The 13,993-nt window shown below is 67.9% G+C and carries 12 protein-coding genes; 4 read left to right on the forward strand and 8 right to left on the reverse strand.

Annotation, left to right across the window (positions count from 1 at the left end):
- Positions 1 to 17 precede the first annotated feature (17 nt).
- Both ACT2BZ_RS09030 and ACT2BZ_RS09035 read right to left on the reverse strand, forming a co-directional pair.
- Positions 18 to 1,157 (reverse strand): glycosyltransferase, encoded by a 1,140-nt coding sequence (locus ACT2BZ_RS09030; protein ID WP_457940568.1) that lies wholly within the window; start codon positions 1,155 to 1,157, stop codon positions 18 to 20.
- A 133-nt stretch (positions 1,158 to 1,290) separates the two neighbouring features.
- The gene (locus ACT2BZ_RS09035) at positions 1,291 to 2,448 is read right to left on the reverse strand and encodes a polysaccharide biosynthesis/export family protein (protein ID WP_457940570.1); all 1,158 of its coding nucleotides are present in this window, start codon (positions 2,446 to 2,448) and stop codon (positions 1,291 to 1,293) included.
- A gap of 493 nt (positions 2,449 to 2,941) precedes the next feature.
- On the opposite strand from ACT2BZ_RS09035, the gene ACT2BZ_RS09040 reads away from it, so the two are divergent.
- From ACT2BZ_RS09040 to ACT2BZ_RS09050, 3 genes are all read left to right on the forward strand, one after another.
- On the forward strand, positions 2,942 to 4,618 hold the full coding sequence (locus ACT2BZ_RS09040; protein ID WP_457940571.1) for a type I secretion system permease/ATPase: 1,677 nt from the start codon (positions 2,942 to 2,944) through the stop codon (positions 4,616 to 4,618).
- The gene (locus tag ACT2BZ_RS09045) at positions 4,615 to 5,925 is read left to right on the forward strand and encodes an HlyD family type I secretion periplasmic adaptor subunit (RefSeq protein WP_457940572.1); all 1,311 of its coding nucleotides are present in this window, start codon (positions 4,615 to 4,617) and stop codon (positions 5,923 to 5,925) included. Before ACT2BZ_RS09040 ends, ACT2BZ_RS09045 begins: the two co-directional genes overlap by 4 nt.
- Positions 5,926 to 5,991: 66 nt before the next feature.
- Positions 5,992 to 7,002 (forward strand): endonuclease/exonuclease/phosphatase family protein, encoded by a 1,011-nt coding sequence (locus tag ACT2BZ_RS09050; RefSeq protein WP_457940573.1) that lies wholly within the window; start codon positions 5,992 to 5,994, stop codon positions 7,000 to 7,002.
- On the opposite strand, the gene ACT2BZ_RS09055 is transcribed toward ACT2BZ_RS09050, so the two are convergent.
- Positions 6,999 to 7,865, reverse strand: coding sequence for an aldo/keto reductase (locus tag ACT2BZ_RS09055; RefSeq protein WP_457940574.1), 867 nt, complete (start codon positions 7,863 to 7,865; stop codon positions 6,999 to 7,001). The genes ACT2BZ_RS09050 and ACT2BZ_RS09055 overlap by 4 nt on opposite strands.
- 165 nt (positions 7,866 to 8,030) lie before the next feature.
- Between ACT2BZ_RS09055 and ACT2BZ_RS09060 the strand changes: the two genes are divergently transcribed.
- The gene (locus ACT2BZ_RS09060) at positions 8,031 to 9,674 is read left to right on the forward strand and encodes an FAD-dependent oxidoreductase (RefSeq protein ID WP_457940575.1); all 1,644 of its coding nucleotides are present in this window, start codon (positions 8,031 to 8,033) and stop codon (positions 9,672 to 9,674) included.
- Between the two features lie 10 nt (positions 9,675 to 9,684).
- Here ACT2BZ_RS09060 and arsK read toward each other — a convergent pair whose 3' ends face one another.
- The 5 genes from arsK to arsC all read right to left on the reverse strand — a co-directional run bounded on the left by arsK (position 9,685) and on the right by arsC (position 13,992).
- Positions 9,685 to 10,914 carry an arsenite efflux MFS transporter ArsK gene (arsK, locus tag ACT2BZ_RS09065; RefSeq protein WP_457940576.1) on the reverse strand — a complete coding sequence of 410 codons (1,230 nt, stop codon included), beginning with the start codon at positions 10,912 to 10,914 and terminating at the stop codon, positions 9,685 to 9,687.
- A 51-nt stretch (positions 10,915 to 10,965) separates the two neighbouring features.
- Positions 10,966 to 12,399: an FAD-dependent oxidoreductase gene (locus ACT2BZ_RS09070; RefSeq protein WP_457940577.1), complete on the reverse strand. Its 1,434-nt coding sequence runs from the start codon at positions 12,397 to 12,399 to the stop codon at positions 10,966 to 10,968.
- A gap of 51 nt (positions 12,400 to 12,450) precedes the next feature.
- Positions 12,451 to 12,771, reverse strand: coding sequence for an ArsR/SmtB family transcription factor (locus tag ACT2BZ_RS09075; protein ID WP_457940578.1), 321 nt, complete (start codon positions 12,769 to 12,771; stop codon positions 12,451 to 12,453).
- 74 nt (positions 12,772 to 12,845) lie between these two features.
- The gene (arsH, locus tag ACT2BZ_RS09080; protein WP_457940579.1) at positions 12,846 to 13,580 is read right to left on the reverse strand and encodes an arsenical resistance protein ArsH; all 735 of its coding nucleotides are present in this window, start codon (positions 13,578 to 13,580) and stop codon (positions 12,846 to 12,848) included.
- Positions 13,573 to 13,992 (reverse strand): arsenate reductase (glutaredoxin), encoded by a 420-nt coding sequence (arsC, locus tag ACT2BZ_RS09085; protein WP_457940581.1) that lies wholly within the window; start codon positions 13,990 to 13,992, stop codon positions 13,573 to 13,575. Before arsC ends, arsH begins: the two co-directional genes overlap by 8 nt.
- Position 13,993 lies beyond the last annotated feature (1 nt).

Consider the following 13,993-nt stretch of genomic DNA (forward strand, 5'->3'; position numbering starts at 1 on the left):
GCCGCGTCGCGGCCTGCTCACTTGCGCGTCGAGGAGGCGACGGTCCAGGTCTGGAAGCGTTCGCCACGGATGGACTTGTAGACACCGATCGCGGTGGCCCACATCGCCACGAAGATCTCCCACATGCCGGTGATGATGGGCAGGTTGAACCGTGCCGCGGCGGTTGCCGCCAGCGCCAGCAAGGCGATGTAGGCCGCGAAGGCGGCGGGCCCGAAGGCAAGCCAGACGATCGCCGACGAGGCGGCCGCCCCGGCGACCAGGAAATAGCCGGCCAGCCAGCGCAGGAACTTGTGCGACAGGTACTTGTAGACCGTCAGCCCGTCGAGCCGGGCGATGCGCGGCCACAGCAGCCGGTGGCAGTTGAAGGCGCGGCAGGCGATGCGCACCTTGCGGCGGAATTCGTCGCCGCGCACGGTGGCCGATCGCTCGTAGGCGACGAAGTCGCCGCCGCGCACCAGCCGGTAGCCGGCGCACAGGATCGACATCGAGGTGTGGAAATCGTCGATGATGTCGGCCGGCGTCGGGCGGTGCAGCTTGCGTCGGATGGCAAACAGCGAGCCGTCGGCACCCATCACCGAGCCGGTGTCGCTCTCGAGCTGCTTCACCCATTCCTCGTGCTTCCAGTAGAGCGCGCCGATGCGCGCCGTCTCGCTCTCCTCCTCGTTCTGGTAGCGCAAGTGGCCGGTGACGCAGCCGACCCCTTCGTCGGCAAAATAGCGCGCCAGGTTTGCGGCCGTGGCCGGGTCGATCATCACATTGGCGTCGGTATAGATGACTATCTCGGCGTCGGTCATGGCGATGAGCCGGTTCATGCCGGCGCTCTTGCCGCTGCGCGCTTCCGCCAGCGAGATGGCGAACTCGCCCTCCACCGACTGCAACACCTCGTTGGTGCCGTCGCTCGAGGCGTCGCTGTGGATCAGCAGCTGGCAGTCGCCAAGCGCGTCGCGCACCGCACGCATGTTGTCGATCTTCTGCTCGACCACGGAACGCTCGTTGTAGACGCAGCAGACGATGGCGAAGCGCGTCGGCTCCGGCAGTGTCGGCCTGAGCGGCTGCGGCCGCAGGCGCCGCACCGCCATCAAGCTGAGCGGGTACGTGACGTAGGGATGCAGCACCACGAGCACGCAGGCCACCAGGATCGCTATCAGCCAGATCATGTCATGCGCCCCCGTCCTGTTGCCGCCTCGGGCCGCCGCCCGCCCATCTTCAGCCCCGCGCCGCCGCCCGCCGCCGCCAGGCCAACCTCATGCATGTTCATTCGCCGGGCTACCTCCTCTGCGGGTCCCTGCCTCAGTTCCAGTTGACGGTGTTGCGCCCGGCCGACAGGGCCGTCGTCGTCTCGCCGACCGCGTTGATGAGCTTCAGGTATTTCACGACGGCCGCGTTGCCGATGTAGAGCACGTCCTTGTTGTGGACCGGGAACTGCGAGGCGAGGAAGAAGCCGCCGGAATCGCGCAGGTCGAACTGGTAGATGACCGGAATCTCGTCGCCCTGGAACTTGTCGACCGGCACGCCGAGCTTGGCCGCGACCTTGCGGCTTTCCATGCGGTAGACGACCACGGCGCCGGGATTGGCGCGGTTGTCGAGCAGGCCGCCGGCCTTGCCCATCGCGTCGGACAGGCTGATCTGCTCGTCGGCGAAGTCGAAGCGGCCGTTCTCGCCGGACGCGCCGAAGGCGATGAAGGCGTGCGGCTCGCGATAGACATAGATGGTGTCGCTGGGCAGCACGTAGATGTTGTTCTTCGGCTCGCGCACCAGCTTCTGGAAGTAGATGGTCTCCTTCTTCGAGCGGCGCTGCAGCGTGACATAGGTCTCGTAGCCGGGCTGCTTGGGCCCGCCGGCCCTGGCGATCACGTCGAGGATGCGCTCGCCGTCGGCGTTGATGGCGAATTTCGACGGCGAGTTGACGTCGCCGAGCACGCTGACCTCCGACGAAGTCTGAGACTTCACCGACACCACCGCCTGCGGTTCGATCGCCCGGCTCTCCAGGCGCTGCTCGATGACCCGCTGGATGGCGGCAGGCTCCTGCCCGGCGGCGCGGATCGAGCCGGCATAGGGCACCGATATGTTGCCCTCGCTGTCGACCTTCTGGTCCGGCAGGTTGACGAAATTGCCCGAACTGCTTGTCGATTCCAGCGGGATGAAGAGCCCGCCGGGGCTGGCCTCGAAGATGGTGACGGCCACGATGTCGCCGACGCCGAGCCTGATCGCGGCGGGTCCGCCGCCCTTCAGTCCCGCCAGCCCCTTGTCGGGACGCGACTTCTCGAGCACCTTGACCACCGCCGGCGTGACGTTGACGACGGCATGCGGAGCGCCGGCCGGCGGATTGACTGCCGCGAAACTGTTCGGCCCGATCTCGGGCCCGGAAGAGGGTAGGGTATTGCAACCGGCAAGGGCCAGGCTGCTGACAAGGAGGACGGAAATCGACTTAGCAGAGAACTGGCACACACAACCTCACTTCGCCCCTCCCTCAGCCTATAGGTGCACTGCACAAATGCGAGTCCTGAAATTCCGGAATGACCCTGACGGGGCAGTTTTGATGCCGGTGTTGCCTTGAGAACACACAACAAGATGTTCGTCAGAATTATGTCGGCACCCGGAATGCGCACTTGGGGCTCCGCGTCACAATAAAAACAAAATCAACTACAGGCTGTGCGAACGAATATACTTTTATCCGATTTTTAAATTATCTGCTCGCAATCGATTTCGTTTCCATATGAACTGATCAAACAGGGATCGCCGGCCGCGTGTAATTCAACAATTTTTACGCAGCTGAAACATTCTGTCACTGTGCGTTTTGTTTGCAGTGCAGCATGCTGGTCCATGAAACCGCGGCAGGTAAGGGGTGGCCCTACCGCAGATCGGTAGACAATCGGCCATGCAGTCCGCACCGGCGCCTTCCAAGACGATTCCCCGCCCGGCGGGACCGGATCTGCCTGTCGTGCGCCAGGCAGTCATCGGCGGCTATGCCGGCATCCTGGCGCTGTCGGCCGTCTTCAACCTCTTCATGCTGTCGGGCTCGCTGTTCATGCTCTTGGTCTACGACCGGGTGTTGCCGAGCGGCAGCCTTGCGACACTCATCGCCCTCTTTGCGCTGGTCGCCGGCATCTATGTCGGCCTCGGCGCGCTGGAGACCCTGCGCCTGCGTGCGGCCACGCGCATCGCCGACCGTTTCGGCGACGAGGCGGGACCGGCCGTCTTGCGCGCCGCCGTCGCGGCTCCTGCGATGACAGAACCGGGCCGGGCCATGCGGCCCGTCAACGCGATGCAGGATTTCGACCGGCTGCGCGGCTTCATCGGCTCGCCGGCCGCGATCGCGCTCTGCGACCTGCCCTGGCTGCCGATCTACCTGGCGATTGCCTTCCTGTTCCATCCGGCGCTTGGAACGCTGGCGCTCGGCGGTGTCGCCCTCCTGGTGGTGCTGACGGCGCTCGGCGACCGGCTGGCGCAGGAGCCGGCGCGTCTTGCCGGCGTGGAGAATGCGCGACGGGCGCGGCTGTTCGAGACCGCCATGCGCAACGCCGGGACCATCGCCGGGCTCGGCATGCGCGGCGCCTTCTCCGGCCGCTTCGCCGCGACTGATCAGGCGCTGCGTTCGGCGGTGCGTGGCGCGGCCGACAGCTCGGCCCTATTCATCGGCCTGTCGCGCGGCATCCGGCTGCTCTTGCAATCCGCATCTCTGGCGCTTGGCGCTTATCTGGCGCTGCGCAACGAGATCACGCCGGGCATGATCATCGCTGTTTCGATCATCACTTCGCGCGCGATGGCGCCGGTCGAGCAGGCGATTGTCCACTGGCGCGGCTTCGTCGCCGCCCGGCAGGCTTGGCTTCGCCTGGGGCCGGTCATCCATGCGGCGGCCGAAGCCGGGCCGCGCACCGGGCTGCCCGCGCCGGCGGCGTCGCTCGCGGTCACGGGGCTCTCGGTCGACGCTCCGGTTTCGGGCCGCCGCATCCTCACCGGCGTGACATTCTCCGTTAGGGCCGGCAGCGCGGTTGGCGTCATCGGCCCGAGCGGGGCGGGCAAGTCGACGCTCGCCAGGGCACTCGTCGCGGTCTGGCCGGCGGCTGCCGGGACAATAAGGCTCGACGGCGCCGAACTGTCGCAATGGCCGCAGGACGACCTCGGCCGGCACCTGGGCTACCTGCCGCAGGAGGTCGAGCTCTTCGAGGGAACGGTTGCCGAAAACATCGCCCGCCTGTCCGCCCCGGTCGATTCCAGCGCTGTCATCGCCGCAGCCAAGCAGGCTGGCGCGCACGGCATGATCGTCGGCCTGCCAGACGGCTACGATACGCAGATCGGCCCGGACGGCATCACCTTGTCGGCCGGCCAGCGCCAGCGCATCGGCCTTGCGCGCGCGCTGTTCGGCCAGCCCTTCCTCGTCGTGCTCGACGAGCCGACCTCCAACCTGGATGCCGATGGCGACGAGGCGCTGCTCGGCGCCATTGCCGGCTGCCGCAAGCGGGGCGCCATCGTGATCGTCATCGCGCACCGCCCGGGCGCCATCGCCGCCTGCGACCAGGTGCTCGTCATCTCGGGCGGCACCCAGGCCGGCTTCGGCCCGCGCGGCGAGATCCTGCGCGATCAGGGCAGGGGGCCGGTCAGGGTGGCGACATCATGAAAATCCTTCGTCCGCAGCACTCCCCTGTCCGCCGCGAACTTCTCGCCGGTCTGCTCGTATGCGTGCTGATGGTAGGCGGCCTCGGCGGCTGGGCCGTCACGACACGGCTCGACGGTGCCGTGATCGCCGGCGGCCGTCTGACCGTCAGCGACCGCGTCAAGCAGGTGCAGCATCGCGAGGGCGGCATCGTCAGCGCCATCCTCGTCCGCGATGGCGCGCGTGTGGCAGCCGGCGAACCGATGCTGCGCCTCGACGACACCGCAGCGCGCGGCAACCATGCCATCATCGTGGCGCAGCTGGTCGACCTGGTTGCAAGGCGCCAGCGCCTGCGCGCCGAGCAGGCAGGTCTTCCCGACATGACAGAAGCCGCCGCCACGATGCCCGGCATGGAGGGTCTCGAAGGCGATCTCGCTGCTGCGCTTGCCGCCGAGGCCACGCTCTTCCAGGCCCGCCGCACGGCCCTTGCCGGCCAGAAGGACAGCGTTGCCGAGCAGATCAGGCAGTTGCGGGCGGCGGTCCGCGGGCTGCAGGCCCGCCTGTCGGCGACGCGCGACCAGGTTCGCTACATGGGCGAGGAACTGGCCAGCGCCGAAAAGCTGATGCAGCAGGGGCTGACGACGCAGCGACAGATTTCGGCGCTGCGTCGCGGCAGGGCCGAGCTCGAGGGCAGCATCGGCCAGCTCGAATCCGACATCGCACAGTCCAACATCGCGATCGCGCGCAGCGAGCTCGAGAGCCTGCAGCTCGACCTCAACCAGCGCGAACAGGCAGAGCAGGAACTGCGCGACGCCGATGCCCGCATCGCCGAACTGCTGGAGCGCCGCAAGGCGACCCAGGACCAGCTCGAGCGGCTGATTGTTCGCGCCCCCGGTGCTGGCGTCGTCAGCCAGCTCGCCGTCCACACTGTGGGTGGCGTCATCGCGGCCGGCGCCGTGCTCGCTTTGGTGGTTCCCGCCAACGACCGGCTGGTCGTCGAGGCGCGCATCAGGCCGGTCGACATCGACAACGTCGTCGCCGGTCGTCCGGCGCGCATCAGGCTGCGCACGCTCGATGCCGGCATGCTGGAGGATATCGCCGGCGAGGTGCTGTCGGTGTCGGCAGATGTCATCGAGCGCACGGGCGGACAGGAACCCTACTATCTGGCACGCATTGGCATCGACGAGGAGGCGAGGCTGCGCCGCGAACGCAAGCTGGTGCCGGGCATGCCGGTCGACGTCTTCCTGGCCACGACCGGCCGGCGCACCGCCCTGCAGTATCTCCTCGGACCGCTCAGGGACCAGATGTCGCATGCCATGCGCGAGGGCTGAAACCGCGAGCCGTCCATGCGAGGCTGGCGCCGTGCCGCCCCATGGGCGGCCGACGAAGGATTATTCATGACCGAGGCCACGGAAGACTATGCGGGCGGAACGCCGACCATCGGGTGGCTTCCCGGCGCCCTGGCCTGGGCCCTCCTCGCCGCCGCCGCTGTCGCCGTCGGGCTGCTTGCCTTCGCGGAAAAAAGCTGGCCAGGCGACATGGCCGCCTTCTTCCGGCCCCAGATCGCCGTGGCGACAGCTGTCCTCCTGCTGTGTGCGGTTGCCTTGCGCCGTCGCCGCCTGGCTGCGGCCTTCGGCGTCCTGCTTCTGTTGTCCGGCGCGCCGCTCTTCCTGTCCGGCGTGCCAAGGGCGCCCGACGCTTCGCATCGCGACCTGCGAATCGTCTCGGCAAACCTGCTCTACGACAATCCTGACAAGGCTGGCTTCCACGGCGTCGTAGCCGGGCTCTCACCCGACATTCTGGTGACGCAGGAGGCGAAATTCGGCTGGCCCGAGGTGCTGCGGACCCTGCCGGGGCTGCCTTATGCGGCCGGGCCGGAAGTCTCGCGCTGGAACGGCAACATCGTGCTCAGCCGCTACCCGATGAAGGCGCAGCTGGTGCCGGACATGCCGCCCTCGGGCGATCCGATCGGCGGCGCGCAGGCGATCCGCGTCGAGGTGATGCGGCCGGACGCCGTGCGTCCCCTCGTTCTCTATGCCATCCACGCGCCGACGCCGCGCACGGCTGCCGGCTGGCGGACACGCAATCTCTATCTCGACACGCTGGCCCGGCGCATCGCTGCCGAACCGGCGGGCATCGACCTCGTGATGGCCGGCGACTGGAACACGCCGGTCTGGACACCGGCCTTTCGCGACTTCTTAGACCGCTCGCAGCTGCTTGCGACCGAGCGCTCCGCCTGGCCCGCGGCGACGCGGGTCTTCTTCGGCCTCGGCAAGCTGCTCGGCACCGCCGTCGACCATGTCGCGGTGTCGCGCGGCATCGGCGTAGCCGGCATTTCCACCGGCGAGAATTTCGGCAGCGACCACCTGCCGGTCGTCGTCGATCTCGCCCTGCCGGAAGGCGGCTAGCCGCCTGTAACCGGCGCCGGCACCCCGATGCCGGCCTCCAGCGCGGCCAGTGCATGCTTCAGATGGGCAATGCTGGAGGTGCCGAGGATCACCGAGGTGACGCCGTCGCGCCGGGCCGCGCGCACCAGCGCCTCGCCGGGCGCCAGGCCCGGCTGCAGCCGCAGCACCTCGCGCGCCAGCACGCCGATCGAGCGCTTCTTGATGACTTCCGTCAGCCCGGTTTCGATGGCCGCGTCGAGTACGTCGATCGGCAGCTCGACCATCTCGATGCCGGGCAGCGCCAGCGTTGCCTCGAGGGCCGGCAGGTCGTCGCAGGACATGCCGTAATGGCGAAGCTTGCCGGAGCGCTTCAGCGCCTCCAGCGCCTCGGCCGCTTCCAGCGTGACGTCGCCGGCCGGCGGGCTGTGCAGCAGCAGCGCGTCGACATGGCCGGTGCCCAGGCGTTTCAGGCTGTCGTCAAGCGCGGCAATAATGTGAGCCGGCGAAAAGTCCGTCACCAGATTGGCGTCACGCTGGCCGACGACGGCCTTCCTCGCCGATCCGGCGCGCCCGAGCAGCGGTTTCAGCATCGGTTTCAGCGAGCGCATCAGCCGCATCCTGCGCGAGAAGCGCTTGCCGACCTTGGTCACCACGAAGGCCTCGTCGCGGCGCCCGGCGATCAGCCGGCCGATCTCGCGTTCGCTGTCGCCCTGGCCATAGATGTCGGCCGTGTCGAACAGGTTGACGCCGAGTTCCAGCGAGCGTTCGAGCAGGCGGCGCATGTCGCGCATCGGAACGGGGTTGCCGAGCGAGCCGATGCGGCTGCAGCCGAGGCCGAGTACGGGAAGCGGGGTCTGCGCGGGGCCGAAAGCGCGCTGCATCATGAGATACTCCGATGCCGCCGGCGCCCCAATGCCAACGGTCTTGCTGCAGTGCAACCAAATATTCCGCGCCCGTGTTGCAATTGCTAACACCAAGTGGAATAAAAATCACCAAGCATGGGGAGCAAAACCGTCGGCCGTCGTTGTGGCCGCAAGGAGCGTTCATCCGTGCTTGCATCATTTGCCGACATTCCGGACCGCGGCCTTTCCTGCGATGTCGCCATCGTCGGCGCTGGGGCGGCGGGACTGACGCTTGCCCGCACGCTTGCCGCCGAAGGCGTGGACGTTGTCCTCCTCGAGGCCGGCGGCGACAAAAAGACCAATGCCTCGCAGGAATTCTACCGGGGCGAGCTCGTCGACCCCGTCCGGCACCCGCATACCCACAACTACCGCGTCCGTGCGCTGGGCGGCACCAGCACGATCTGGGGCGGTCGCGCCATTCCCCTCGATCCGATCGATCTCGAGGAACGCCCGTGGGTGCCCGGCTCCGGCTGGCCGATCGCCCATGCGGAGCTTGGAGCGGACTACTCCATGGCACTCAAGGCCGCCGAGGCGGGCGTGCCTGCCTACGCGCCGGCTGACGCCCTGCCGGGCGAACAGGAAGAGCTCGCCCCGGGCCTCGACGGCGACTACGTGCGCACCACCGTCGAGCGCTTCAGCAGGCCGACCAACTTCTGGCGTCGCTACGGCGCCGAGCTTGGCAGATCGGAATCGGCGAAAGTGTTCCGCAATGCGCCGGTGACGCGTATCCAGCTCTCTGGCGACGGCAACAGCGTCGAGTGGCTGGATGTCGCCGGGCCCGATGGCGCGCGCAGGCGCATCACCGCCCGCAACTACGTGCTGGCGCTCGGCGGGCTGGAGACGACGCGGCTGCTGCTGGCCTCGAACGACGTCAGGCGGGACGGCATCGGCAATGACAGCGGCCAGCTAGGCCGCAACTACATGAGCCATCTCTGCGAGACGGTCGGCACGGTAACCTTCACCGGCCCGCCAGAGGGCATCGCATACGACTATGCGCAGGACGGCGACGGCATCTACCTGCGCCGCCGCCTGTGGCTGACCGACCGGGCGCAGCGCGAGCACGGGCTGCTCAACACCACCTTCCGCACCCATCTGCCGGAGCCCGGCGACCCCGCGCATGGCGACGCCGTTCTGTCGGCCATGTTCCTGGTCAAGGACATGGTGCTTTACGAATACAGCCGCAAATTCGTCGACAAGCCGGTCGGCTGGGCCGGCCGCGCGCGTCATGTCTCCAACATCGTCCGACAGCCGCTTCGCCTGGCAAGGTTCGGCACAAACTGGCTGCGCAAGCGCACCTTCGCCGACCGCAAGCTGCCCTCGGTGGTGCTGGGGTCGGCCGCAAACCGCTATGCGCTCGAATTCCATGCCGAACAGGCGCCCAATCCCGACAGCCGGCTGACGCTGTCGGCCGAAAGCGACGCGCTCGGCATGCCCCGCCTGAAGGTCGACTGGCGCATCACCGATCTCGACATCGAGAGCCTGGAGAAGAGCTACGCCCTGCTGGCGACCGAGCTGGAGCGGACCGGCACCGGCCGGCTCGACTTCGACAGGGAAAAACTCCGCGAGCGCGCCCACCGGCACGGCATCGTCGGCGGCCATCATATCGGTACCACGCGCATGGCGGCCGATCCGAGGCAGGGCGTCGTCGACACGGATCTGCGCGTCCATGGCGTCGGCAATCTCTACGTCGCCAGTTCGTCGGTGTTTCCGACCTCGGGCCAGGCCAATCCGACGCTGACCATCCTGGCGCTGACGCTCAGGCTGGCGCGCCAGCTCAGCCATCCCGGCTGAGCGCTGGCGATCAGGCTGCTTCGGCTTCGGCCGGGCGCCCGCGCGCGGCCACGCAGATGGCGGTGAAGACGGCGACGCCCAGCACGGCGACGACCCACAGCGCACCGATCGACACCGGCACCGAGGTGCGCGCCATCATCAGCGCGAAGAGGAAGGGGGCGAAGGACGACGAGAACTGCCGCGCCGCGCTCATCCAGCCGACGCGCGAGCCGTAGTCGTGGCGGCCGAACATCTCGAGCGGCAAGGTGCCGCCGACGATCGACACCAGTCCCGAGCCCAGGCCGAACAGCACAACGAAGGCGGCAATGCCTGGCAGGGATGGCGCAGTCGCCAGCAGCACGGCCAGCCCGACGGCGAGCAGCAGCGTTGCAATGACGGCAAGAAGCGCCTGCGACAGGCGCCCGCCGAACAGCATGTTGATGAGCCGGCTGGCGACCTGGGAGGGCCCGAACAGCGTCGCGACCAGCGTGCCGGCGGTGCCGAGCCCGATGGCGGTGAGCAGCGGCACCATGTGGATGAGGATGGACGACAGCACCAGGCCGCCAATGGCGAAGCCCGCCATCATCAACAGGAAGACGATGCGGGTTTGCGCCGGATCGAGCGGCGCGGCCTGGGCGAGAGCCGGCGCGCTTGCGGGAAGGCCCGGGGCAAGCACCTGCCGCCGCCGCGACAGGCTGAGCAGCCAGGCGTGAATGGGCAGGCAGACGAGGAGGTTCAGCCCGGCGAAGACGAAGTAGACCGCGCGCCAGTCGAGGAAGCCGTGCAGCCAGGTGGTGACCGGCCAGAAGATCGTCGAGGCGAAGCCGGCGATAAGGGTCAGGTGGGTGATGCTGCGCTGCGCGCCAACCGGCCCGATCTGCACGATGGCGACGAAGGCCGTGGCGTAGAGCACGAAACAGGAGGCGAGTTCCATCGCCACCAGCGCGGCGACGAAGCTGAGGCGCTCGGGCGCCAGGGCGCAAGCGGCAAGTGCCAGGGCGGCGGCGGCCGAACCGACGGTCATCACCCGGCCGGCGCCGTGGCGGTCGGCCATGCGGCCGGCCGTCGGCGCGAGCAGGCTGCCGAGGAAGAGCGCCAGCGACAGGGCCGCAAACACCCATTGCTCGGGCAGGTCGAGGTCGGCGGACATTGCTGGCGCGAGAATGGCAAAACTGTAGAACAGCGTGCCGTAGCCGATGATCTGGGTGACGCCGAGCGCCCAGACGGCAAGCGCCGGCGCCCGGACGTCAGGCGAGTGCATGGGGCATGTCGCCTTCGCCGCGGCGGGCTGTTCCGCCTGTCACGCCTGATCTCATCCGGCGGCTCCGCAGCAGGGCGACTTGCTTGCCGGTTCGATCACCACGCTCGAGCCGCAGCCGCAGCCGGTTTCGCCTGCGGCCTTGGCATCCGCATCCTTGACGCAGCAGGCGTCGACGCCGGCCGGCGCGGGGCCGCCGCAGCAGCCTGAAGCCCCGGCCTGCGGAAGCGGGTCCGAATTGCACACGCCGGTCTCCGGCAGCACCAGCCGCACGTCGCGGGCCGCCTCGTGGTCGCCGGCGATGTCAGCCACCACCGAGCGCACCTGCTCATAGCCGGTCGCCATCAGGAAGGTCGGCGCGCGGCCATAGGATTTCGAGCCGACGATGGTGAAGCCCGGTTCGGGATGCAAAAGTTCGGCGATGCCGTGCGGCGGAACCGTGCCGCAGGAATGGAGATTCGGGTCGATCAGCGGCGCCAGGGCAGGGGTCGCCTCGACGGCGGGATCGAGCGCGATGCGCAGTTCGCTGAGGAAGGAAAGATCCGGCCGGAAGCCGGTAGCGACGACGATCCGGTCGACCTCGAGCCGAGTCGGCTTCCCGCCATGGCTCGCCTCGACCGCAAGGCCGTCCGCAGTGGTCTCGATGCGGCCGACCGAGAAGGGGGCCAGCATGTTCAGCCGGCCTTCCTGCATTGCCCGCCGGGCGGCAAGGCCGAGTGCGCCGCGCTCCGGCAGCTTGTCGTTCAGCCCGCCGCCGAGCAGGCGCTCCACGCCGGCGCGGCGCAACGCCCAGAAAATCTCCGTATTCGGCGCGTCGCCCTGAAGCTGCATCAGCGCCAGCGCGACATTGATCGCCGAATGGCCGCCGCCGATAACCAGCGTGCGCTTGCCGGCATAGGCCGCGCGCTCGGTGCCTGCCACGTCTGGAATGCCATAGGCGATGCAGTCCGCGGCCTCGGTCTCGCCGGGCACGCTGAGACCGTCAACGCCGATCGGGTTGGGCCGCGTCCAGGTGCCCGAGGCATCGATCACGGCGCGCGCCGTGACACGATGCTCGCCGCTGGAGTCGCGGTAGCGGACGACGAAGGGCGCTTCGGCGCGCCCCTTGTCGGCGAGCTTGTCGCGGCCTTCGCGGGTGATCGCCGTGACGGTTGCCCCGAGCTTCAGGTTCGGCGCGATCCCGGCAAGTGCCGCCAAGGGCTGCAAATAGCCGCGAACGATCTCGCCCCCGGTCGGCAGCAGGTCGTCGTCAGGCGCCTGCCAGCCCGCGCGCTCGAGCAGACGGCGCGCCGCGGCATCGATATTGTAGCGCCACGGCGAGAATACCTTGACATGGCCCCATTCCAGCAAGGTCGCGCCGAAGCTTGCGCCGCGCTCCAGGATCACCGGCCGGATGCCACGCTCGACGAGGTGCGCAGCGGCGGCGAGGCCGACGGGGCCGGCGCCGATAACGGCCACGGGAAGTCCGGTTTGAATTGCTGCGCTCATAGCTTCCTTCCTTCTAGTATATTCGAAATACAAAGGCAAAAAAACGCATCCTCATGCGCTCGCGATGCTGCCGACCGGCGGGCAGGTTCCGTCGGCGCAGCATTCGTCGGCCAGGTAGCCGATCAATTGCTGCATGCCGGGATAGTGCGCGCGGCAGATCAGCGTCGTCGCCTGCCGCTCCTGCGTCACAAGCCCGGTGTCGACGAGGCGCTTGAGATGGTGCGACAGGGTCGAGGCCGGGATCGTCAGCCGGTCCTGGATGCTGCCGACGGCCAGACCCTCGTCGCCCGCCCGCACCAGGGTGCGATAGAGCTGCAACCGGGTCGGATTGCCGAGGGCCTCGAGCTGGGACGCTGCTTTTTCGAGTTTCATGGAAATAGCTTTAGCGCCCGTAGCGTCCTTCGTCAATCGAATTTCGATAATGTTGGAAATATTGCGGCCGAACTTCAGATCGACCGCTGGTTGACCCGCTTGGAAACCGCCTCAGCGCTCTCGACACGCTCGGAATAACGATCGGTCAGATAGGCGGAGCGGTCGCGCAGCAGCAGCGTGAACTTCATCAGTTCCTCCATCACGTCGACGATCCGGTTGTAATAGGAAGACGGTTTCATGCGGCCCGCCTCGTCGAACTCGGCGAAGGCTTTTGCGACCGACGACTGGTTGGGGATCGTCACCATGCGCATCCAGCGGCCGAGGATGCGCAGCTGGTTGACCGCGTTGAAGCTCTGCGAGCCGCCCGACACCTGCATCACGGCGAGCGTCCGGCCCTGCGTCGGCCGGACCCCGCCGAGCGACAGCGGCAGCCAGTCGATCTGCGTCTTCATCACCCCGGTCATCGCACCGTGGCGCTCGGGCGAGCACCAGACCTGTGCCTCCGACCAGACAGAGAGGTCGCGCAGCTCCTTGACCTTCGGATGGTCCGCCGGCACTGAATCGACGAGCGGCAAGCCGGCCGGATTGAAGATGCGAACCTCGGCACCGAAGTTTTCCAGGATCCGCGCCGCTTCCTCGGTGGCGAGGCGTGAATAGGAGCGCTCGCGCAGCGACCCGTAAAGCATCAGCACCCGCGGCCTGTGCTGCGAGCGCGGCGCGTCGAGCAACACCCGGGTGTCGATCGGCCTGAACTGGTCTTCGTCCAGATTGGGCAGCGGTTCGCCGGGCTTTGCCGGACCGTCAGGCAACCGGCTTGCTTCCGGTCGCGACTGTTTCGCCGTCTTCCTTCGTGAAGGTCCCGATGTCCTTGTTGGGCAGCACCTTCAGCACAGCTTCGGACGGCCGTGCCAGCACGGCGCCGAGCGGCGTCACGACGATCGGCCGGTTGATCAGGATCGGATGCGCCAGCATGAAATCGATCAGCTCGTCGTCGCTCCATTTCGGGTCGTCGAGCCCGAGTTCGGCATAGGGCGTGCCCTTCTCGCGCAGCAGCTGGCGCGGTGTCATGTCTATGGCGGCGAGAAGTTCGACCAGTCTCTCACGTGACGGCGGCGTCTTCAGATATTCGATGACCTCCGGTTCCTCGCCGGACTGGCGGATCATCGCCAGCGTGTTGCGCGAGGTGCCGCATTGCGGGTTGTGGTAGATCGTGACGGTCATG

The sequence above is a fragment of the Mesorhizobium sp. 10J20-29 genome (assembly GCF_054130485.1).